22 protein-coding genes, 1 tRNA gene and 1 riboswitch are annotated in these 22,441 nt (G+C 42.5%); of the genes, 12 read left to right on the forward strand and 11 right to left on the reverse strand.

Annotated features, from left to right (window positions below):
- Positions 1–17: 17 nt before the first annotated feature.
- The 5 genes from ACOQOA_RS15150 (at position 18) to ACOQOA_RS15170 (ending at position 6,045) form a co-directional block, all read left to right on the forward strand.
- Complete coding sequence (locus ACOQOA_RS15150) at positions 18–716, forward strand: ATP12 family chaperone protein (RefSeq protein WP_420549453.1); 699 nt, start codon at positions 18–20, stop codon at positions 714–716.
- A 326-nt stretch (positions 717–1,042) separates the two neighbouring features.
- On the forward strand, positions 1,043–2,575 hold the full coding sequence (locus tag ACOQOA_RS15155; protein ID WP_420549454.1) for an acyl-CoA carboxylase subunit beta: 1,533 nt from the start codon (positions 1,043–1,045) through the stop codon (positions 2,573–2,575).
- Positions 2,576–2,596: 21 nt separating this feature from the next.
- Positions 2,597–4,597 (forward strand): acetyl-CoA carboxylase biotin carboxylase subunit, encoded by a 2,001-nt coding sequence (locus ACOQOA_RS15160; RefSeq protein ID WP_420549455.1) that lies wholly within the window; start codon positions 2,597–2,599, stop codon positions 4,595–4,597.
- 66 nt (positions 4,598–4,663) lie between these two features.
- Entirely contained in the window at positions 4,664–4,942 is a 279-nt protein-coding gene (locus tag ACOQOA_RS15165) for an acylphosphatase (RefSeq protein ID WP_420549456.1), read from the forward strand.
- A 113-nt stretch (positions 4,943–5,055) separates the two neighbouring features.
- Positions 5,056–6,045 carry a DUF6161 domain-containing protein gene (locus tag ACOQOA_RS15170; RefSeq protein ID WP_420549457.1) on the forward strand — a complete coding sequence of 330 codons (990 nt, stop codon included), beginning with the start codon at positions 5,056–5,058 and terminating at the stop codon, positions 6,043–6,045.
- 385 nt (positions 6,046–6,430) lie between these two features.
- Here the strand turns inward: ACOQOA_RS15170 and ACOQOA_RS15175 are convergent, their stop codons facing one another.
- From ACOQOA_RS15175 to lipB, 5 genes are all read right to left on the reverse strand, one after another.
- Positions 6,431–7,177: a substrate-binding periplasmic protein gene (locus tag ACOQOA_RS15175; protein WP_420549458.1), complete on the reverse strand. Its 747-nt coding sequence runs from the start codon at positions 7,175–7,177 to the stop codon at positions 6,431–6,433.
- Between the two features lie 134 nt (positions 7,178–7,311).
- Positions 7,312–8,028, reverse strand: coding sequence for a thiamine ABC transporter ATP-binding protein (gene thiQ / locus ACOQOA_RS15180; RefSeq protein WP_420549459.1), 717 nt, complete (start codon positions 8,026–8,028; stop codon positions 7,312–7,314).
- Positions 8,007–9,647 (reverse strand): thiamine/thiamine pyrophosphate ABC transporter permease, encoded by a 1,641-nt coding sequence (gene thiP / locus ACOQOA_RS15185; RefSeq protein WP_420549460.1) that lies wholly within the window; start codon positions 9,645–9,647, stop codon positions 8,007–8,009. Before thiP ends, thiQ begins: the two co-directional genes overlap by 22 nt.
- Positions 9,648–9,681: 34 nt before the next feature.
- Positions 9,682–10,692: a thiamine ABC transporter substrate binding subunit gene (gene thiB / locus ACOQOA_RS15190; protein WP_420549461.1), complete on the reverse strand. Its 1,011-nt coding sequence runs from the start codon at positions 10,690–10,692 to the stop codon at positions 9,682–9,684.
- A 90-nt stretch (positions 10,693–10,782) separates the two neighbouring features.
- Positions 10,783–10,889: riboswitch (TPP riboswitch) on the reverse strand.
- A 28-nt stretch (positions 10,890–10,917) separates the two neighbouring features.
- A complete protein-coding gene (gene lipB / locus ACOQOA_RS15195; RefSeq protein ID WP_420550114.1) occupies positions 10,918–11,568 on the reverse strand; it encodes a lipoyl(octanoyl) transferase LipB in 651 nt (216 codons plus the stop codon).
- A gap of 156 nt (positions 11,569–11,724) precedes the next feature.
- Between lipB and ACOQOA_RS15200 the strand changes: the two genes are divergently transcribed.
- The 3 genes from ACOQOA_RS15200 to ACOQOA_RS15210 all read left to right on the forward strand — a co-directional run bounded on the left by ACOQOA_RS15200 (position 11,725) and on the right by ACOQOA_RS15210 (position 14,646).
- Positions 11,725–11,812: transfer RNA gene (locus tag ACOQOA_RS15200), tRNA-Leu, on the forward strand.
- Between the two features lie 134 nt (positions 11,813–11,946).
- Entirely contained in the window at positions 11,947–13,875 is a 1,929-nt protein-coding gene (locus tag ACOQOA_RS15205) for a hypothetical protein (RefSeq protein ID WP_420549462.1), read from the forward strand.
- Between the two features lie 204 nt (positions 13,876–14,079).
- A complete protein-coding gene (locus ACOQOA_RS15210; RefSeq protein ID WP_420549463.1) occupies positions 14,080–14,646 on the forward strand; it encodes a phage tail protein in 567 nt (188 codons plus the stop codon).
- A gap of 75 nt (positions 14,647–14,721) precedes the next feature.
- On the opposite strand, the gene ACOQOA_RS15215 is transcribed toward ACOQOA_RS15210, so the two are convergent.
- The gene (locus ACOQOA_RS15215) at positions 14,722–15,501 is read right to left on the reverse strand and encodes a DUF4197 domain-containing protein (RefSeq protein ID WP_420549464.1); all 780 of its coding nucleotides are present in this window, start codon (positions 15,499–15,501) and stop codon (positions 14,722–14,724) included.
- A 234-nt stretch (positions 15,502–15,735) separates the two neighbouring features.
- Here ACOQOA_RS15215 and ACOQOA_RS15220 point away from each other — a divergent pair, with 234 nt between their 5' ends.
- The 3 genes from ACOQOA_RS15220 to ACOQOA_RS15230 all read left to right on the forward strand — a co-directional run bounded on the left by ACOQOA_RS15220 (position 15,736) and on the right by ACOQOA_RS15230 (position 17,062).
- On the forward strand, positions 15,736–15,954 hold the full coding sequence (locus ACOQOA_RS15220; RefSeq protein WP_420549465.1) for a VF530 family DNA-binding protein: 219 nt from the start codon (positions 15,736–15,738) through the stop codon (positions 15,952–15,954).
- A 161-nt stretch (positions 15,955–16,115) separates the two neighbouring features.
- Positions 16,116–16,664 (forward strand): hypothetical protein, encoded by a 549-nt coding sequence (locus ACOQOA_RS15225; protein ID WP_420549466.1) that lies wholly within the window; start codon positions 16,116–16,118, stop codon positions 16,662–16,664.
- Between the two features lie 38 nt (positions 16,665–16,702).
- A complete protein-coding gene (locus ACOQOA_RS15230) occupies positions 16,703–17,062 on the forward strand; it encodes a hypothetical protein (protein WP_420549467.1) in 360 nt (119 codons plus the stop codon).
- A 70-nt stretch (positions 17,063–17,132) separates the two neighbouring features.
- On the opposite strand, the gene ACOQOA_RS15235 is transcribed toward ACOQOA_RS15230, so the two are convergent.
- The 5 genes from ACOQOA_RS15235 to ACOQOA_RS15255 form a co-directional block, all read right to left on the reverse strand.
- Complete coding sequence (locus tag ACOQOA_RS15235; RefSeq protein ID WP_420549468.1) at positions 17,133–17,588, reverse strand: carboxymuconolactone decarboxylase family protein; 456 nt, start codon at positions 17,586–17,588, stop codon at positions 17,133–17,135.
- Between the two features lie 26 nt (positions 17,589–17,614).
- Positions 17,615–18,115 carry an Rrf2 family transcriptional regulator gene (locus ACOQOA_RS15240; protein ID WP_420549469.1) on the reverse strand — a complete coding sequence of 167 codons (501 nt, stop codon included), beginning with the start codon at positions 18,113–18,115 and terminating at the stop codon, positions 17,615–17,617.
- Between the two features lie 88 nt (positions 18,116–18,203).
- Positions 18,204–18,719: a DUF4269 domain-containing protein gene (locus ACOQOA_RS15245; protein WP_420549470.1), complete on the reverse strand. Its 516-nt coding sequence runs from the start codon at positions 18,717–18,719 to the stop codon at positions 18,204–18,206.
- A 49-nt stretch (positions 18,720–18,768) separates the two neighbouring features.
- Positions 18,769–19,314, reverse strand: coding sequence for a PAS domain-containing protein (locus tag ACOQOA_RS15250; RefSeq protein ID WP_420549471.1), 546 nt, complete (start codon positions 19,312–19,314; stop codon positions 18,769–18,771).
- A gap of 34 nt (positions 19,315–19,348) precedes the next feature.
- Complete coding sequence (locus ACOQOA_RS15255; RefSeq protein WP_420549472.1) at positions 19,349–19,882, reverse strand: hypothetical protein; 534 nt, start codon at positions 19,880–19,882, stop codon at positions 19,349–19,351.
- A 254-nt stretch (positions 19,883–20,136) separates the two neighbouring features.
- On the opposite strand from ACOQOA_RS15255, the gene ACOQOA_RS15260 reads away from it, so the two are divergent.
- On the forward strand, positions 20,137–22,413 hold the full coding sequence (locus ACOQOA_RS15260; RefSeq protein ID WP_420549473.1) for an NADP-dependent malic enzyme: 2,277 nt from the start codon (positions 20,137–20,139) through the stop codon (positions 22,411–22,413).
- Positions 22,414–22,441: the final 28 nt, after the last annotated feature.

A 22,441-nucleotide genomic window follows, 5' to 3' on the forward strand; every position in this document is an offset into this window, starting at 1 on the left:
AATGTGGAAAATAGCAGATGAAACGCTTTTATAAGAATGCAGGTATTGCTGAATCTGGCGATAACTTTGTTGTCCAATTGGATGGTCGATCTATCAAGACAAAATCCAAAGTCACACTTGAAGTACCATCAGCTGCTTTAGCTGAAATCATTGCTGAAGAATGGAATGCGCAAGGTGAAGAGGTGGATCCAACCTCTATGCCAATTATGACCCTTGCAAATACGACGGTTGATCGTGTAGTGCCATCGCATACGGAAATTGCAGATATGCTGGCAGAATATGGGGGCAACGATTTGTTGTGCTATCGTGCAGAACCGACCCAAGAAGAATTAGTGCGTAAACAGCAAGATCAATGGAATCCTTGGATTGATTGGGCGATGCGTGAATTGGACGCGCCATTGAAGGTAACCACAGGTATTATGCATGTGGAACAGGATGAAAAAGCTGTCTCTGCATTGGCGAAACTTGTGCATGCGACAACCGCTTTTGAACTAACCGCCTTACATGAATTTACGACAATGTCTGGATCGCTGGTTCTTGGGCTTGCGGTATTACGTGAAGAACTTGCTGCGGCTGAGGCCCTCAAACTAGGTCTTTTAGATGAGCTTCATCAAGCTGAACTATGGGGAGAAGATTTCGAAGCTCAGGATCGTCGTGAAAAATATCATCGCGAAATGACCCAAGCTGAAATTTTCCTTAAAGCTTTACGCGCCTGATTCACTTTAATCTTGAAATAAAATTATAATTTTATTTGGTTTTGACTGATTTGTATCATTGTTGAAGCCATTGTTTTTGCGTATTTTTTGTACCATTCGCAAGCGTATGGTATGCTTTTTCTTGCGCGATGCTTTTTCTTGCTATATCTATTTTTCCATACGGTAGCGTATGGTGATGTATGTGGTTAAAGAAGTGATAGCTGTTATAGTCCCTTTTTAACTATGTGAGACGGGTAGGAAAACGGGAGTAATCCATACCTGAAAGTCGTGACCTGAAATGCAAGTATTTGCGGTGTAAGTAACTAAAACAACAAAGGGTAAGCTTGATGAAAGATATTATCCATGCCTTGGAAGAAAAACGGGACCAAGCCCGATTAGGCGGTGGGCAGCGTCGTATCGATGCGCAGCATAGCAAAGGAAAACTAACAGCAAGAGAACGTATTGATCTGTTCCTTGATGAAGGTTCCTTTGAAGAATGGGATATGTTCGTTGAACATGACTGTACCGATTTTGGTATGGAAGAAAACAAAATGCCGGGTGATGGCGTTGTGACGGGCTATGGCACTGTAAATGGCCGTCAGGTATTTGTTTTCTCTCAAGATTTTACCGTATTTGGCGGGTCTCTCTCTGCGGCGCATGCCCGTAAGATTGTGAAGGTTATGGAACAGGCTATGAAAGTTGGTGTTCCTGTGATCGGCCTGAATGATTCTGGTGGTGCGCGTATTCAGGAAGGTGTGGCATCGCTGGCGGGTTATGCGGATGTGTTCCAACAGAATGTGTTGGCATCTGGCGTAATCCCGCAAATTTCCATGATCATGGGACCTTGTGCAGGTGGGGCGGTTTATTCCCCTGCAATCACTGATTATATCTTCATGGTGAAAGATAGTTCCTACATGTTTGTAACGGGACCGGAAGTTGTAAAAACCGTGACCAATGAGGAAGTAACACAGGAAGAACTTGGTGGTGCAATCACCCATACAACCAAATCCGGTGTGGCGGATAAAGCGTTTGAAAATGATGTGGAAGCCATTGGCCAGCTGCGTCGTTTCTTAAGCTTCTTACCAAGTAACAACCGTGAGAAAGCACCAAGTAAACCAACATCTGATCCGGCCAATCGCGTGGAAATGTCTTTGGATACACTAGTGCCGGAAAATCCGAACAAACCTTATGATATGAAAGAGCTGATCCATAAAATGGTGGATGAAGGTGATTTCTTTGAAGTTCAACCAGAATATGCAGCCAATATCATTTGTGGCTATGCCCGCGTCGAAGGGCAAACGGTTGGTATTGTTGCCAATCAGCCAATGGTCTTGGCAGGTTGTCTGGATATTGCGAGTTCTATCAAGGCCGCACGCTTTATCCGTTTCTGTGACAGCTTCAACATTCCAATCGTAACCTTGGTTGATGTACCAGGCTTCTTACCGGGCACCTCTCAAGAATATGGCGGTATCATTAAACATGGGGCGAAGCTTCTTTATGCTTATGCCGAAGCAACGGTACCAAAGGTAACCTTGATTACCCGTAAGGCCTATGGTGGGGCTTATGATGTGATGGCGTCCAAACATTTGCGTGGGGATGTGAATTATGCATGGCCATCTGCGGAAATCGCGGTGATGGGTGCGAAAGGGGCGGTTGAGATTATCTTCCGTGCAGATCGTGATAATCCTGAAAAGATCGCAGAAAAAGAACAGGAATATAAAGATAAGTTCGCCAATCCATTCGTGGCTGGTTCATTGGGCTTTATTGACGATGTGATCCGTCCGCATAACACACGTCCACGTATTGCACGTGCGTTGCGTATGTTACGTACCAAGAAACTTGAAAATCCGTGGCGCAAGCACGGCAATATCCCGCTTTAAGTTGTAGGAGGATTTAGAAAAATGTTTAAGAAAATTCTCATTGCGAACCGTGGCGAAATTGCATGTCGCGTGATTAAAACAGCAAAAAAGATGGGCATTAAAACCGTGGCGGTTTATTCCGATGCCGATGATGGTGCCTTGCATATGCGTATGGCCGATGAAGCTGTACATATTGGTCCTGCGGCCTCTGCTGAAAGCTATCTTGTGATTGAAAAGATTTTGGATGCGATCAAACAAACAGGCGCCGAAGCCGTCCATCCGGGCTATGGTTTCTTGTCCGAAAATAAGCTCTTTGCCGAAGCGTTGGAAAAAGCGGGCGTTGCCTTTATTGGCCCACCTAAAGGCGCGATTGAAGCCATGGGTGACAAGATCGAATCCAAGAAATTGGCGATCAATGCAGGCGTAAGTTCCGTACCCGGTCATGTGGAAGCAATCGACGACCCTGAAGAAGCCGTGAAAATTGCCAATGGCATTGGTTATCCGGTTATGTTGAAGGCCTCTGCTGGTGGTGGCGGTAAAGGTATGCGCCTTGCCTGGAATGATGATGAATGCCGCGAAGGCCTTGTATCTGCGATGAATGAAGGCCGTGCCTCTTTCGGGGATGATCGTGTGTTTATTGAAAAATTCATCGAACAGCCACGCCATATCGAAATTCAGATCATGGCGGATAAACATGGCAATACTTTGTATTTCGGTGAACGTGAATGTTCTATTCAACGTCGTCATCAAAAAGTATTGGAAGAAGCCCCATCTCCATTCTTGGATGAAGCTACCCGTAAAGCCATGGGTGAACAGGCTGTGGCCTTGGCGAAGGAAGTTGATTATTGCTCCGCCGGTACGGTGGAATTTATCGTGGATAAGGATAAAAACTTCTATTTCCTAGAGATGAATACACGTTTGCAGGTGGAACATCCGGTGACTGAACTCATCACAGGTTATGATCTGGTCGAATTGATGATCCGCGTGGCAAATGATGAAAAACTGCCGATGAAGCAGGAAGATGTGAAGCTGACAGGCTGGGCCCTTGAAGCGCGTCTTTATGCGGAAGACCCAGAACGTGGTTTCCTGCCATCCACCGGTCGTCTGGTTCAATATACAGCCCCGGAAGAAATCGAAGGCAAAGTTCGTGTGGATACGGGCGTCGAAGAAGGTGCAGAAATTTCCATGTTCTATGACCCGATGATTGCCAAATTGGTGACAGGGGGTAAGGATCGAAAAGAAGCTTTTGATAATATGCAACAAGCTTTGGATCTGTATCATGTACGTGGTCTTAGTCATAATCTTGGTTTCTTAAACCAGCTTTGTGGGGATGAGGACATCCGTGCAGGGAATATGACCACCAACTTTATTGGGGATCATTATCCTGACGGCATGACGGAAGAGCTATTGGCACCTAAGAACCCAAAACTTTTTGCGGCGGTGGCGTCCATGATCCATATGCGTGAATTGGAAGAAGAACAAGGCCTATCCGGCCGAGTAACACCAGCGGAACCGTTTAAGAAAGGCAAGTTTAATGCCTTCTTGGGTGAAAAAGATAAGATCGAATATAAGATCAAAATCAAAAAACGTTCCGATACCCATGTGACGGTGAAAGTTGATGGCGAAGAGTTTGAAATTGAGTCTAGCTGGAGCCCGATTGAGCCGATTGTGAAAACAGTTGTCAATGATACACCGGTGGTGATGCAACTGGATACATCCGAAGGCGGCAGCATTCTGTCCCATGACGGGGCGCGTATTCGCGTGCAATTGATCGAACGTCGCTTGGCACATCTCTTACGCTTGATGCCGTATAAGGAGCCACCTGATCTTTCCAAATTCCTGCTTTCCCCAATGCCGGGCTTGTTGGTCCGTCTTTCTGTCAAGGAAGGCGACCAAGTGAAAGCGGGTAGTGAACTCGCAGTGGTAGAAGCCATGAAAATGGAAAATATCCTGCGCGCTGAACAGGATGTCACCATCAAAGCGGTTTATGCCGAAGATGGCGACAACCTCGCCGTTGATCAAAAAATCGTAGAGTTTGAATAAACTCTAAACTATAAGTTTAAAGGCGATCTCATTGAGGTCGCCTTTTTCTTTTGGGGAGATCACAAAATGACAAAATCAGTTCTCACACGTATCGAAGGCAAAGTGCAGGGCGTCTGGTATCGAAACTGGACGGTGGAAAATGCCAAGGAACTTGGTTTAAACGGTTGGGTGCGTAATCGCACGGATGGTTCTGTCGAGGCCCTCTTTTCAGGAGATGCAGAAATCGTCGATAAAATGCTAAAGCGCTGCGAAGACGGCCCCGAACTAGCACGAGTCACCGCCGTACTAGTAGAAATCAGCGACGCCCCTACCGGGGTTGGTTTGCATAAGTTCCCGACTGTTTGATGATTTCCCAGAACTGAAAATGATTAGTTGCAACTAGAAGATATATTGCTTGAATCTTTACAAGGTGGATACTATTTTTAATTGTATATATTCTAGTATTTCGGGAGGGGGCAATGAGTGTCAAAGAAATGGAAAAGATTAAAGCTGAGCTTAGAAATCATATTCAGTCTCTTGAAGTGCTTTCATATCCATATAATAAAGACATGGTGCGTGGAACAAAAAGTTTTTTTGAGGACCTTAGGTTAGCTGTGAGTGGGAGAGTCCAGCAAGCTAAATTGGTAAATATTCTACCCGCATTCGATCAATTGTTATCAATAGGTATTAGTCGTGGTGCAGCAAATTCTGCTATGGCTAAAGTTCTTGAGGGATTACATGATCTCTTGGATAACTGGAATGAGTTTTTTCCAGAAGAGACTTCTAGCATAGATGAGCAAATTAGTTATAACTCAGATACTGATGCTCTTGTTGAAGGAGAGAAGTATATACGCGGTATTGTAGAGGCTCAGGGTGAAATTCTTGAACAATCAGGAGCAAGCCAACAAGAACTCGTAAAGATAGCAGGTAAAGAACAAGTTAGACTTCTTGCGGCAGAAAAATCATTTATCAGTCAGGAGCTACAAAGTTTAGTAAATGCTGAGGCTGTTAGTGCGCCTTTAAAGTACTGGAAAGATATGACACGAAAGCAGGCGAAATTCAGAACGAACTGGATAATTGCGTTAGTAGTTGTTTTATGTTCTGGAGTTTTACTTGCTTTAATGTTGCATGGTTATGCAAGTGGGCAAGGTTGGTATAATAAGGATAAGTTTTTTACATTTGATCATGCAATTGTATTTGGCTTCCCTCTTGCTCTTCTTATCATGATGATAACACTTATTATTAAACAAATAGCTCGTGCCATTCATATGGGTGATCAAGCATATTTTCGGGTGACACAAATAAGTACCTATTTATCTCTTCTCAAAGCTGGGAAGATGAATGAAGATGAAAGGCATATTGCCTTGCAGGCTGTCTTTAAGGATATGGATGGAAATGCGCCCGAAGTTTCACATCCTATTATTACTCTAGAAGCAATCCAGAAAATGATAAAGACTGGAGCTAGTTAAGCTTATTAGCATTGCTGACCTTACATTAGAAAAGGTCAGCAGAATGAGAGGAGGAGCTCCTATATACCCAAATACTCTTTAACCGAAGCGGATTGAGTATTCACATTTAGAATATCTTCCGGCGCGCCACATTTTTCGATTGTTCCCTCTTTTATATAAGCCAATTGATCCGCGAATCCGAAGCTGTCCATAGGGCTATGGGCGGAATAGATCACGTTAAAGTTGAGGTTTTATTGAGCCTGTTTGATCAGGCGCATCATGTTTTTAGATAGGCTGGGATCAAGGGCGCTAAAGGGCTCGTCTAATAACAGAAGTGGTTTATGCCGCACCAAGACGACGTTCATGACGTATAAAATCAAGATAGCAAAATGTGACTGTTGTGGATTTAAAACCCATAATATTGCAGGATTTCTTGATAGGCGCCTGATGCGTGCAGTTTTACAAGACCACGGTTAAAGCTTTCTGTGATTTCAATATGATCTTTATGTTTGCGGGAAACGGCAAGATGAAGCTGGTTTTGATCGACGGGTTGATCAATGAAATCAAGCTGCTGGAAGAATTTTGAGGGCATCTGGGTGCGTAAAAAATGCAACATAACAAATTTGTCTGTGACAAATGCATCTGCCCGTTTGTGAAAAACTTGATTGGTGCCGAATTTATAGTTGCTGACGGAATGGATGTTGAGACCCTGATTTTTAAGAATACTTTCTACATGAGAACTATTTAGTGTGACAATTCTATAGTGTTGTAAATCGGATAAAACTTCAAAACCAATCTCATTATCACGCCGCTTAAACAGGACAGATATTTCATCCCCGATAGGTTCGGTGAAACTGGCCCATATTTCTCGTTCCGGATTTTTATTGGCTAGATATAACGCATCTAATTGGCCTGACTGAACCATTTTTACAGCCCTTGCCCAAGGTAATATTGTTAATTCTACCTTGTAACCTTCATAGGCCAATGCGCGCTCTGCAATTTGCCATGCCCAACCGTTACCGGGTAGGTCTTCACTAACATAGGGGCTGAATTCCAAAGTGGTGATACGAACAGTTTTATCCGCGCCGAATGCGAAATTGTAAGGCAGGAAAATTAAGATATAGAATACAAATCTTAAATCGCGTAGAAACAACAGAATCTCCATCTGATTTCTGTTAGTTTACTTAAAAACAAATTATGTTTCTACTTATTCAAACTTGAATTTAGATATGTTTAGACACCAAAAATTAGAATCTTTAGTACATCTATACTTTTATGGACACTAAATTAATTTCCCAAATAGTCTTTAACCGAAGCAGATTGAGTATTGGTATTTAAGATATCTTCCGGTTTTCCAAATTCTTCGATTCTCCCCTCTTTGATATAGGCGACTTGATCTGCGAAGCCGACGCTGTCCATCGGACTATGGGTGGAATAGATCACGGTCAGGTTGAGGTCTTCTTGAGCTTGTTCGATCAGGCGCATCATGTTTTTAGACAAGCTAGGATCAAGAGCACTAAAAGGTTCATCTAGCAAGAGAAGTGGTTTATGCCGCACCAAGGCACGGGCCAAGGCGACGCGCTGGCGTTGGCCGCCTGATAGAGTGGCAGGTAAACGATCTCCCATATTATCCAACCCCACATGGGACAGGGCGTTTGCCACATTTTCTTGATCTTTTTTAGATAGCTTTAAGCTCGGATCAATACCAATCGCCACATTTTGGGTAATGCTAAGATGCGGGAAAAGATTATGATGTTGAAACAACATGGTGATCGGGCGTTCACTTGGCGCAAGGGGAACAAGATCATTGCCTTGAAAAGAGAGTACGCCTTGATCGGGTGATAGAAAGCCTGCGATCAAGTCTAACAAGGTTGTTTTACCGCCGCCACTTGGGCCAATCAGGGCAAGGATGTCGCCCTGTTTTAAGTTGAATTCATAGCGAAGCGTTAAATCTTTATAGTTATATTGAATATCGGAAAGGATCAGGCCTGTTTGTTGAGACATTGGGTTTGTCCTTTCGGTCCACCAATCAGGCGTTCCAATATAATAAATAAAAGATAGCAGGTTAGAATCAGGATTAAGGCCGCAAAACTTGCCTCATGTAACCGATAGGATCCAATTGCCCGATAGATATAGAGCGGCAAGGTGGAAAAATCCTGGCTGCCAAATAGGGCGATAATCCCGAAATCCCCGATCGACAAGGTGGTCGCATAGGCCATGGCAAGGCCAATGGGTTTTCGAAGTAAGGGGAAATCTATCATGCGAAAACGGGTCCATCCCTGGATACCCATACTGATACAAAGCGGTTGGGTTTCCTGGAACCGTTGTTGAAAGGCAGGGATCAAAATCCGCAAAGCAAAGGGTAAAGACATCAATGCGTTAATCAAGATCACCAAAAATGGTCCGATCTGATCCAAATTCGCATAGCTGGAAAGCGCAATGAATAACCCTGTCGCTAAGGCAAAGGGGGAGAAGACCAGTATCAGTGCGCCGATGGTCTCAATAAAACTGCGTAAGGATCTGTTTTGGATATGGCGTAATCCCAAACATAGACTAACGGCTAAAAGAATAGAGAGGCTTCCGGCAGAAAGCGATATACCTAGACTGATCAATCCTGCATTTAGAAGCGCTGGTTTACTCAGATAATCCCACTTAAAATGATAAAGAGCTTTGGCAATAACGGAAAACAAAGGAGGGAATACCAATAACAGAATCAAGGCAAGACTTACCCAGCCAAAGACGCGCGCTAAAAGGCTTTTATTTTGTAGGAATTTTAAAATGCTTTCCTGTCCGGTTTGATAGGAAATTTCTGTTTCACTTTGTTTGCCAAAACGTACAAGAATAAAGCTTAAAATCGCACAGATCGCCAATTGTAACCCGGATAAAGTAACCGCACGGACCATATCAAAATCAAAATGAAGGGCTTGGTAAATCGCCACTTCCAAGGTAGTCGCCCTTGGTCCGCCCCCAAGTGATAGGATAATGGCAAAACTTGTGAAACATAACATAAAGATCAAGGCTGCTAAGCCGGGCAGGGCAGATCGCAAGGCAGGTAGCTCAACCAATCGAAACCGCTGCCAAGGCGTGAAATTTAACTGGATCGCAGATCGCCATTGTTCTTGTGGAATATCATTCAAGCGGGACAAAAGGCTGCGCACCGCTAAGGGCGTGTTGAAAAAGACATGGGCCAAAAGGATGCCGAATAATCCATAAAGATAACCTTTGGTTTCAATGCCAAGGCTTCGCATCATCCAGACAATATAACCGGAATTCCCATGTACCTGTATAATGCCAAGGATGGCCACAATGACCGGCATGACAAGGCAGAGACCAAAATAAGTCAGGATGATCCTTTTGCCGGGAAAATTATGGTAATAGAAAAATCGTGCTAACGGGATTGCAAATAGAAGACTTAATCCCATGGAAAGGGCCGCCTGCCATAAGGTGAAAACCAACACCCTTTTGATATAGCGACTTTGTAAAACGTCAAAGAAATTATAGCTTTCGGCCTGTAAAGCCAGATGAAAAAAAGCTGTCCCCAAAATGGTGATCAATATGCCAATGGATATCAGCAGCAAGAGTGTATCACTGCCAAATTTGGAGTTGTTATAAAAGATACGCATTTCAGGGACGCTTGTTAAGACTTACATCACAGGCTTATTGGCTAACGGCTTCCAACCATTCATCAACCCAGTCACTGTTATTCTTTGCCACCTCTTCGGATGAGATAGACAAAGAAGTTTCTGGATAATGGATTTTATCTTTGGCAAAAGCCGCTGGCAATTCCCCCGCATCCGCCACAGGCAACATCCAGTTTGTGGTTGGGATGATGGATTGGAATTTATCAGATACCATAAAGTTCAGGAACTGATCTGCCAAAGTGGGATTAGGCGCATTTTTCAATTTTGCTGCCACTTCGATTTGCTCATAATGGCCTTCGCTGAAGGGCGCAGATTTATATTTAAACTCGCCTTCTGCTTCCATGTGATAGGCTGGTGAAGTGGTATAACTCAACACCATATCGGCTTCCCCTTCCAGGAACATACCATAAGCTTCGGACCAGCCTTTTGTGGTGGTGACGATTTTCTTGGATAGTTTTTCCCAAGCTTCGCCTGCTTGGTCACCATATACGGATTTTACCCAAAGCAATAAACCAAGGCCAGGCGAAGAAGTGCGCGGGTCTTGGATCACGATAGACACATCAGCGTCTTCCACTAATGACTTTAAGCTTGTTGGTGGGGTTGTTTTGCTTGAATCATACACAAAAGCAAAATGACCATAATCAAACGGAACAAAAGTTGTGTCACTCCATCCATTAGGCAAGCTCAGTTTGGAAAGGTCTGTTGCACTTTCGCTAAAAAGCTTGGTGTTTTTTGCACGGGAAATCAGGTTTTGATCAAGGCCAAGAACGATATCGGCTTTGCTGTTTGATCCTTCAAGACGTAAACGACTTAAAAGACCAACCGCATCTTCGGTGGCAACCCATTGTAAGTCACATCCGCATTCTGCTTCGAATGCTTTTTCCACTTGTGGGCCCGGTCCCCAATCGGATGTGAAGGAATCATAGGTATAAACGGTGAGGACATTGTCATTGGCATTTGCCAAAGCAGGGGCCAAAGCCAAGGCGGCAACGGCAATAGATTTCTTAAATGTTTGAGATAAGCTCATTTCGCGCTCCATTAAGGTTCCTGTTAATAAGGACCCAATTTGGTTAATGGGTAGCGGCGGTCTTGTATGAAATTTTCAGAATTGGAAAAACTCTGTGATTTCCTCAATCCCTCCGCCGGAATTACCCGGTTCAGGTTCAGCGGGTTTTCGAAGAAAGTTTTCGAATCTCAGCTTGTAAAGCACCCCGTTGAGATCAGCAGAATTTATGCGGTTTTAGATTGAGAATCAAGATGCCTCAGGATCAAAACTCGTTTCAAATGTGGATTTTAAGGCCATATCCAGATCATGCATGGTAACGGGCAATCCCAAATCAACCAAAGAGGTCACGCCTAGTTTCTCATCCCCGATGCCACATGGTACGATCCCGCCAAAATGGGATAGGTCCGGTTCCACATTAATAGAAATACCATGGAAAGTGACCCATTTACGAAGACGCACACCAATGGCGGCAATTTTGTCTTCATAACCATTGCCACGATCTACCCAAATGCCAACCCGGCCTTCGCGTGTTTCACCAACCACATTGAACTCTTCAAGTGCGTTTTTAACCCATCCTTCCAGATGGGCGACAAACCAGCGTACATCGGGATTACGCTTCTTTAGATTCAACATCACATAGGCGATTCGTTGACCCGGACCATGATAGGTATATTGCCCACCACGCCCCACGTCATAAACTGGAAAACGATCAGGGGTGAGTAGGTCTTCACGCCTGGCACTGGTGCCTGCAGTATAAAGAGGTGGATGTTCCAGAAACCAGATGCATTCCGGCGCTTTACCGGCCTGAATATCGGCCACACGTTGTTCCATAAAGGCGGTGGCGGTTTCATAGTTTACATAGCCGTCTTTGCCATCCAGCCCGTATTTCCATTCGATTTCTTTGTTTAGATCGCTAAAATTTTCAGTCATGACAGCATATATAGGAAGAATGGGCTTGATTAGCCAGCCCCCTTTTGTTATTCACCACCCGTCTCAAGGATTTGGGACTTCTACCAAGCCTGATAGAGTTATTTCTAACAAGGCAAATGCGATGCGGTCGTGGCGGAATTGGTAGACGCGCAGCGTTGAGGTCGCTGTGGGTTAATAGCCCGTGGAAGTTCGAGTCTTCTCGACCGCACCATAACTCCAAAGAGTTCAAGAACCCCGTTCAGTCCAACCTGAAGCGGGGTTTTCTTTTATTCATGCATATCATTTTTTACTTTTATGATTGATGGACTTCCTCTAGGTATTTCCACAATGGATTGGGGGAAGGGTATGCCTAAAACAATTAGATTATTTTGCCTGTTCGGATTGATGGTGATAGCGATTGGCGTTGCTATTACGGTGCTTAGTTTCACAGATGTCATTTCACCTTTAAATCATCCGAGGCGATTTCTGCTCACACATGTGGCATTATTTATACTTATATTGGGAATTAAGCGGCGAGGTTCTTCATTCTTGAGCTTAATTTATACGCTTCTATCTGTACTGATTATATTTCCGCCAATTTTCAGATTAATGGATTTGTCCGGTAATATTCCACTGAAAGAAGTTTTACGTTTGCTGCAGATGATTTTAGGAAGTGCAGCGTTATATTGTTTATATGCGCAAGATAGTCGCAACTGGGTTTTGAAGAAGAGTCGATTTAGAGAAGTATTACTTTCCCTCTTAACTTATCCTTCCTGGATCAAGAACGCGATTTATAAAAATAAAAATGCGAATGAATATGGCTGGTTAATGCATCCAGGAGAAGCGTCGGCTCTTTCTCAGCAATCAGGTTATTTTGTAAGCGAGCAGAATGAAATAATGTTTTGGCCAGGGAAACAGGAACCTGGATATTATATTTCTGAAGAAGATGTCGGGCATATAGTTCTGAGTGAGGAGAGGAAAACCGGCTGGAAAATGGGGCTAATTTTGTTTTTATCTTTAATGCTCATGATTTTTGGTCTCTTTCAATATGCCCTTAAAATTCATCCGATTTTGGAAAGCTATTCGGGTTTTCAAAATGTTTTTAGCTCTAAGATGTTAATGGTAGCTGGTATATTTTCACTATTATGTCTTTATTTCATATGTATGATGTTTGTTTTGAGGGGGATTGTTCAAAACCGTTGGATCAATAAAACCCGTGATTATTTGAAGACGAATCGTAAAATTCATTCTCCTCGTCCCAAATATAAAAAAGTAAAAACAAGTGATATATGGGATGGGTACGTATCATTTAAAATTCTTGCTTGGCTGTTCATTCCACTTTTGGTCATCGCGATATCTTTAACAGTTGGTCTCAAGATAGGTGATTTAATAATTATTCTTATTGTTTCTTCCTTTCTTCTGCTTGTGCCAATCTATGCGATTTGGCAAGAAATTATAGGTATCAATATGATGGAGGAAAATCTATACCGCCCGTTAAATGCGGAATCCCAATCTTCTATTGATGCTGCCGAGACAGAAAATAAAGACGAAAATCATTTGAAATTATTATTCTGGCGCGGTGTTTTTGGGATCGAATGGTTACTAACCGGGCGACAATTGGTGTTTATCACAGGACCAATATTTTTGAGTGTCCTCATTTTGTATCCTAAAATAAATGAAGAGACGATTTCAGTGAATGAACTACCTGCGTGGTATCAAACAGTTGTTTTTGGGAGCCAAGAAACTGGATATGCCCCCAGCCATATTACAAAATGGGATCAGGAAGTGATTATTTATCTTGATCCGCAAATACCTGAAAAATTGTTACATGGATTAATGGCTGAGCTATCGGACTGGGGCAAGAAAGCAAGTTTGGACTTAACTGTTATTGAGGATGACGAAGACCACGCGAACATACACATATACAATGTGGCAGATTATTTATTAAACAGTCAGGGCGAGCAAATGATGTGGACCTTTGAAAGTCAGCAAAGTAATGGTTTGTTAGAAGATGTTAAGATTTTTGTTTCTACAAAGAAAATGAGAGAAAATATCGACGATAGTAAGACGCAAGATAAGCTTTATGAAGGTTTGGCCATAAACTTGTCGTCAAAGGCTTTGGGGCTATGGGGGGATTATATTGCTAATCCGCAGAAGTTTTCTAGCTCAAGTTTTGATCGATATGCTTTATATGACTTGCTGATCAGCATTCACTATGATGATCGGATCAAGGCGGGGATGACAGTTAATGAAGTTATGCCATTCGTCGAAAAAATAGCCATGGAAAAAGAATAAACCATATTCCTTGGACATATTGTAATGAAACCCAATTTCAGTATCTAAAGCGGGGTTTTCTTTTATCCTTCATATGTTTGTCTGATGATTTTTCGAGGTTTATAATCCTATCACAGGAATATGTGCTTGTTGATTTTGTTCTATTTTTGTTCTATATAATTTCACGTCATTCGTGACGAAAAATAACAGAAATAGGAAATATATATGACATTAGAAAATTTAGATTGCACAACAAATCCGGGTCAAGTTGTAGACATGGAATTGGTTGATAAGACTTATGTGGATCATGCATTGGCATGTTTGAAACAGTCCTTGTTAGAAAAGATTGTGCCTGCCGGATCAATCTTCTGGTTTGCAGCGGATGCAGTACCATCAGGATATCTGTCTTGTAATGGTGGTGAGATTTCCCGGGAAACATATAGCAATCTATTTAGTGTGATTGGTGAAACATTTGGTGCTGGTGATGGTGTTTCCACATTTGATTTACCTGATCTTCGTGGTGAGTTTATTCGCGGTTGGGATGATGATCGCGGTGTAGATACTGGGCGTGGTTTTGCAACCTCTCAAAGTGATGCTGTAGATCCGTCGAGCTTAAAAATTCTACGAAATGGTACAGATATTGGCACAACGTCTGGTCGCTCCCAGCAAAAGGAAAACGGCGCGAGTTATCCATCTTATAATGGTCGTTACAATGATAACTATACAATTGGTGGAGGTAGCTCTGAAACGCGACCACGTAATATTGCCCTGTTACCTTGTATTAAATACTAGATACAAGTTTATCCCAATTAAGAAAGGCGACCTATTGGTCGCCTTTTTTGTCATTTTAACTTAAAAGAAGTCAACTTATTGCCCAAAAAGCTTCAGCAAAATATCTTTTCCATATTGGGCAGGATTTTCGCGAATGGCGGCTTCTTCCAAAGCTAGATAATGAAATAAACCTTCCAAAGCTAAATCTGTTGCATGATCTGTCAGGTCGGCTTTTAGGTCAGGCATAAAGGGGATGGAATCATATTCACCGACGAGCTGATCATAGGCTTGGATCGCGCCAACATCCTGAAGGCTTTGATCAATAACGGGAGAGATGGTTTGTTTGAGATCGGACGTGGAAACTTTACGAAAATAAGATGTGGCTGCATCTTGGGGACCTTCATAAATCGCTTTGGCATCTTCAAAGCTCATATCCTGAATAGCTTTTAAGACCAGATCACGCGCTTTAGGCATGGCCGCTTCAGCCCCTCTATTGAGGCGTAATTCAATATCATCCGCCATGGAAGATAGGCCAAATTGACTCAATGTGGATTGCACAGCTGTGAGTTCTTTAGGGAGTGGGATATGAATCTTGGGGTCCCCATTAAAACCATCTGCGGCACCTAGTTGTCCCACCACTGTCTGAACCCCGACATTTAAGGCTTCTTTAAGTCCCTCAATAACCTCTTCATTGGATAAAAGACCTGCAACGCCGCTACCACCAGAATTTTCACTTTCAGTGACGCCTGTTTCAGTAATCACGTTTTGCAATTTATCCAACCAGCTCGACGCTTCAGCCTTAGGGGTGCTGAATGCTGTTAATAAAGGTAAAGCTGTCAAAATGGAAAGGACTGAAACGGAACGATTTCTTGGCATAATAAATTCTGACCTTCTGAAATATGCGTAGTGAGATTCTGTTAGAGGAAGTTTACACAATTCAATCTCTTATGGCAGTTGTTTTTTTAAACTCTTCTTGTTGCTAGCGAAAGTTATGGTTGAGTAAGATGCATGGTGTGAACTCCGTAAAATTCGATTTTAATCAGACAGTAGGGTTTTCTTTTGTTGAGTTGGTAGGTAGTTTTAAGACTTATATTGTAGAGTGCAAAGAATATGTCTAACCAACAACCAAATAACCCTTTACATGGGATTAAACTTGAAACAATTGTGACTGAGCTTGTGGAGTATTATGGCTGGGACGGGTTAGGGAAGCGGATCAATATCAACTGTTTTAAGTTTGATTGTTCTGTGAAATCGTCTTTGAAGTTTTTACGAAAAACCCAATGGGCCAGAGACAAGGTTGAAAATCTTTATATTTCAACTTTTAAGTAATGATGATGTCTTGGTTTACCCGTTAAAATGTTAGAGGTCTGTTTACAGGCGAATGAATATTAGTGTATCCTTATGTTTCGATGGTTTGGCATGAGGTGTATTTCTGCGTCTAGCAAGACGTTGGATTTCGTCTCTATATTTTGCAGAGGAAGAGGGGGAAGATGTTGTCTAAAATAAATATTTTCCGAGGATATAGATTAACCCAAGCGCTTGTAATCGTATTGTTCAGCCTGTTGTTGTCTGGCTGTTTTACTGTGACTTGGGTTTCGCCGTATGACCAAAAGCTTGTTGATGGGCTGGAGGAGTTTCATAAAGACGCGGCAACTTTCGTGGTGAAGATGGAAAATGACGGATCAAAAAAGGATAGTTTCCAAGAATTTAAGCCTGAATATGACAAATTGATGGTGAAGTTAGATACCTTGTTGGTGCGAGCAACAGCGAATTCTAGCCATATAGATGATCATGGAATGGATATTCAAGAGTTGATAAATGAGGCATTGGCAGATGCCACTGGTGGAGACCCGAACCAATTCAAAGATGTATCGCTAAGTGCTGCGCAGATTATTGATCTTCGAAATCTTATCGTAAAATGGAGAGAAGATCATAAACTTCAAGATAGATCTACGGGCGTTTGGAAAGTCAGGAGAGCCGCGCTGGGACGTGCAATTGTAGCAGTGATGACGTTCGAATTATCGAAAAAAGCTGAATAAATAGTTTTATTGCTGGGATATCCGCAGGGAGGTTTGACATGAGTACAATTATAGATCGATTGAATAGCTTAGATCTTGAGGAAGTTCTTAAAGCTGCTATTGCTGCTGCAAAAGTCAGTGCAGGTGGTGAATGGAACGAAATTAGAGAATTTGCAAAAAAAGCAGCGAAGAATTTACTTAACTCAGGGGTTATGGTTGCCAAGTTATTGGCTGAGAATTCCATAACCGAAGGAGACGCGCGTCAATTAGCAGAAGAAGAGAAGATTGTCGTTAGGATGCAACTTAGAACTTTTGCTGGTGTTGCGTTGGTTACGGCCCAAAATGTTTTTAATGCTGTTATGGGTGTAGTTAAAGAAACAATAAATGGTGTAATTGGACTGGCAAATCCAATCTTTTAACGATTTTTATTCGGTCTGATGTTTTAATTTAAATACCCCTACAAGATTTATCTTGTAGGGGTATTTCTATTTAATTTACTTTATCAACCTCATGTTGAGCACGAAGGCCAACCGCGATGCGGTTCCAGATATTGATGGTGCCCACAGCCACTGTAAGTTTGGCGATTTCTTCGTCGGAAAAATGCGGTTTTAATAATTCATAATCAGAATCTGGTGCGCCTGTTTGGGCAACATTGGTAAGAGATTCTGTCCATGCTAAAACTGCACGTTCCTTATCACTGTAAACTGGGCTTTCACGCCAAACGGAAATCAAGGATAACCATTGATCTCCAAAGCCATGTTTACGGGCTTCTTTCATATGCATATCAATGCAATAGGCACAGCCATTGATTTGGGAGGCACGAATTTTCAGCAGATGCAAAATGCCTTTTTCGATACCGGATTTTTGGGAAACGAATTCTTCCAATCCCAATACAGCCTGAAATGCTTCCGGTGAAGCCGTGATATAATCCATTCTTTGTTCCATGAGTTTATCCTTTCTTTGCAGTTGAACTAAGATTTTACGAGACGTTGATTAGCTTCTAGGAAGGCACATCCTTGTGCCTGTAAGGTGCCATCATCTTCTGCCATCACTTGATCAAGGAGAGTTGCAATGGTGACTTTGTCCAATTCTGTCCTATAGGCCCATTCAGCTTTCAACATGGCGGCATTAATTTGGCAGGGGGCTTTGTAATATTCTTTGGGCAGAGGATTTGGTCCTTTTTGGCGAATTTCCTTGCAACGAAATGCAGGTGCGCGGCCTTCGACTGCTAGTACAACATCCAATAAAGTGATTTTATCTGTTGGGCGCGCCAAGCTGTATCCACCTTTTGGGCCGGGGACTGTATTTAAAATACCTTCCCGGGAAAGTGCCTGAAGATGTTTTAACAGGTAACTTGTAGAGACACCGTGATATTCCGCCAAAGCCGCGGCTGATAACACATAACCGTCTTCGACCGTTCCTAACATTGCCACTGCATGTATAGCCTGTTCAACGCCATCACCTAACTTCATTTTATGATCTCCTCTTAATCATGGATAAAATATGTCCATGATTCTTTTTGAAATCAAGAGTTATCTGAAAATTAATTTTTGGTTGGTGCTAAATTCGGTTGGGAAGTTTTAATAAATCTTGATCTGACAAGGTTTCGAGATCGATCATTGCTTGGTAAGGATCACCCTTTAAGCCAAGAATTTGCGCAAAGGCAGGTTCCGTTTTAATGCCTTGCTGTTTAAGGCCGATTACTTTTTCTCTTAAGCATGGAACTAAAGAGAGTAGTCTTTGTTCTATATGAAAGTGACGAACGCCCCATTGATTGCTTACAGGAATATTCTGACAGAAGATTTCAAACTCCCATTCATATGCAAAGAAAGAAGTGAGAATTGTTGGTATCTTTTCTCGGACATATTTATGGCTTTGAAACTTGCTTAAATGTCCAAAATTATCATTGAGGTAACCTTGAAAACTATCTAATTCCTCTGTGGAACATGCAATATCAATATCGCTATCTTCTGTAGCGATTTGTAGTGGCGGTGTGCCAATAACCACGGGGGTAAAATCTTTTAAAACTTCAAGTATATTGAGTTTGGACAGGGCTATTTGATAATCTGGCTTCATATAAGGAAGTTAGGTTCGTATGGCTATTAAGTAAAGCAAGATAAATTAATCAGGCCTGATAATATTCTTCATGAGTAAAAGCGCTGGTTTCCCCAAGGATGGCTTCTGCCAGATCAGGTATGCCGTAGAAGAAAGTATACCCGATAATATATCTCACCTTTCCTTCCTGATTAGCCAAAGGTAGGGATAGGCGTTCATATTGGACTGGATAATCACAAGTGGGAAGATGACGATATCCATGATGTAAAGCGGCTGTTTTTTGGTCGGTTACTGTATTTAAAAACGTCATCATGGCATCCAACATTTCGCCACTGAAGAAATCATGAAGATAAACACCCGCGATTTCCATGCCAAAATTTTCAATGATATGATCACCGACAAGGCGATAGATATATTCTGATTTTGAAACGCGTTTGATAATCCAGATATACGGGGTGAACTTGATAAAGGATAACGGGTCAATATCAGTACGTTGAGGAAGGCGATCTTCACGTTCGTATATTTCTGACCAATGGTGCAGAAGGATGCGTGCACCTTCATTCTCAATTTTTGAGAGCAAGCGGGGCTTGCTGGATTTCCAATCATCTAATGACAAGTAAGCTCACTTTCCTTTAAATGACCCCTCCGTTTTAAGTAAGTTGGATGGCTCCTAATATATAATTAGGTTTTCCTTCCTGATCCAATAATGGACAGTCAACGGATTCATATCCTCTTGTTCGCTTACCAAGTATATGTGTATTACCCGTACAGTAATGACAGCTTTGATCGTCCAAAATCTGATCATAATATTTTATTAGATTATTAAAGTTATCGTCCTGCTTTGTGTGTTGGTCTTTATAGGTGATGGTCCGATTATGCGTCTCTCGTCCTGTGATAACGTTGACATCTTCGCCTGATACCAAAAATTTATAGACACCATTGTCAAGACGCTGGGCTAAATACAAATTGGACGCATATCGTAAATGGTCAATGATTTGAAAATCACGTTTATATGGCGTGTTTTCCTGATGCGTTGCCCACCAATTATAAATACTTTTTGTGCAACGTAGAGTAAGATCATTTTTAGAATGAACTACATATACATTAGCTGATGAATGGAAATCTTCATTACCCTCAATAATGTCTTCCTCGAGTTGAGGATTTAATTTCGCTGCTGAATACATTTTTTAAATCGACTTGCTCTTCTCGGTCAAAAGTATCTTAAAAATCTTTAACGATCCGGATTGAAAGTTTTTGTACTGCCTTTTGCACAGTTTTAGCAAAACGCCTTTATTATTAAAAAGATAGACCCAACGGGTCTAACCGTATAAATATTAACTAGATTAATGGTATCTAAACATTACTAATAAAAGATTAATAAGCTGATTAATTTTCAGACAAGGCCGAAAATTATTTAGTCAAAGAGGGTAACGAAATTATGGCTGACGATATCGAACGCGAGTCACTTTACTATCATCGCATGGATCCACCGGGTAAATTGCAGGTTGTTGCAACGAAACCATTGGCAAATCAACGTGATTTGAGTTTGGCTTATTCACCGGGGGTGGCTGCGGCCTGTCGTTTGATTGAAGACGACCCGAACGAAGCAGCTGCTGTGACTATGCGTGGTAATCTGATCGGTGTGGTGTCTAATGGTACAGCTGTATTGGGATTGGGTGATATTGGGCCGTTGGCATCAAAGCCTGTCATGGAAGGCAAGGCAGCTCTCTTCAAAAAGTTCGCCGGTATTGATGTGTTTGACATTGAATTGGCTGAGAGGGAAGTTGAAAAATTCTGTGATATCGTCGCGGCGATGGAGCCAACGTTCGGAGGCATCAATCTGGAAGATATCAAGGCGCCGGAATGTTTTGAGATTGAGAAACGCCTGAAAGAACGGATGAATATTCCTGTCTTTCATGATGATCAGCATGGTACTGCGATTATCGTTGCTGCGGCGATCTATAATGGTCTGGATGTTGTAGGCAAAAAATTCGAAGATGTTAAAATTGTATGTTCCGGTGCAGGGGCAGCTGCTTTGGCATGTTTGAATATGCTGGTTAGCATGGGCGCCAAGAAAGAAAATATCACTGTATGCGATATTGTTGGTGTGGTTTATGAAGGCCGTACCGAAGAAATGGATCCTTATAAAGGGGCATTTGCACAGAAAACTGCGGGACGAACATTAGATGATGTGATCGATGGAGCTGATGTATTCTTAGGCTTGTCTGCGCCGGGGGTTTTGAAACCTGAAATGGTGAAGAAAATGGCGAAAGATCCATTGGTTATGGCTTTGGCTAATCCAACACCTGAAATTTTACCGGAATTGGCGATGGAAGCACGTCCCGATGCAATTTGTGGAACCGGGCGATCTGATTATCCTAACCAAGTAAACAACGTGCTTTGTTTCCCGTTTATTTTCCGCGGGGCGCTAGATGTTGGGGCGACGGAAATTAATGAATCTATGAAGGTAGCCTGTGTGAAGGCAATTGCACAATTGGCACGTCGTGAGACATCAGATGTGGTGGATAGCGCTTATGGCGGGGCTGTAAAAGGATTTGGTAAAGATTATCTAATCCCGAAACCTTTTGATCCAAGATTGATTTTGGAAGTGGCCCCTGCTGTTGCAAAAGCGGCGATGGAATCTGGTGTGGCGACACGTCCGATTGAAGATTTTGAAGCTTATATGCAAAAGCTTCGCGAGTTCGTTTATCGTTCAGGAACAGTGATGAAGCCGATCTTTGACCGTGCGATTTCTAACCCAAAGCGTATTGTTTATGCGGAAGGTGAAGAAGAAAAAGTATTACGTGCTGTTCAGGTTGTTGTTGATGACCGCATCGCCAAACCCGTCTTGATTGGTCGTCGTGATGTGGTTGTAAATCGTATCGATAAATTGGGTTTACGTCTGAATGTGGATACAGATTTTGAACTTTGTGACCCACAAGATGATCCACGTTATCGCGAATATTGGCAGATGTATCATGAAATTATGGGACGTCAGGGAATGACACCTGAATTTTCCAAAGTCGTGATGCGTACTCGAAATACAGCGATCGCTGCGATCATGCTCAAACGTGGTGAAGTGGATGCCATGATTTGCGGAACATCCGGGCAATATGACAAGCATCAGCGCCATGTGCGCCAGATCATTGGCGTGCGCGATGATGTGCATGACATGTCGACAATCAATATGTTGGTCTTACAATCAGGCGTATATTTTATCGCGGATACGCATATCACAGTAGAACCTGGTATTGATGATCTTGTGGAAACTGCTGTGATGACTGCGGATGTGGTGCGTCAATTTGGTATTACACCAAAAGTTGCGATGCTAAGCCATTCTAACTTTGGTTCCTCAGATCATCCGACAGCCAAGAAAATGCGAGATGCAACAAATCAACTTCATTGTGAATACCCGGATTTGATGGTGGAAGGCGAAATGCATGCGGACACCGCGCTTGATCCATTCCTAAGGGATGCGATTTTGCCAAGTAACCGTATGGAAGGGCGTGCGAATATTTTGATTGCACCGACATTGGATGCAGCAAATATTTCATATAATATGGTTAAGATGCTGGGTGATGGTTTATCTGTTGGGCCGATGTTGGTTGGTGCAGCGAAACCTGTTCATATTGTTACGCCTTCTTTGACACCGCGGGGAATCGTGAATATGACCGCCATTGCGGTGGTTGATGCGCAGAATTTCGCCGAAAAATAAAAACTCTGCAAAGAGATTAAGAAAAAGA

It is taken from the genome of Curvivirga sp., from assembly GCF_965219885.1.
Taxonomy (GTDB): Bacteria; Pseudomonadota; Alphaproteobacteria; order UBA8366; family Aestuariispiraceae; genus Curvivirga.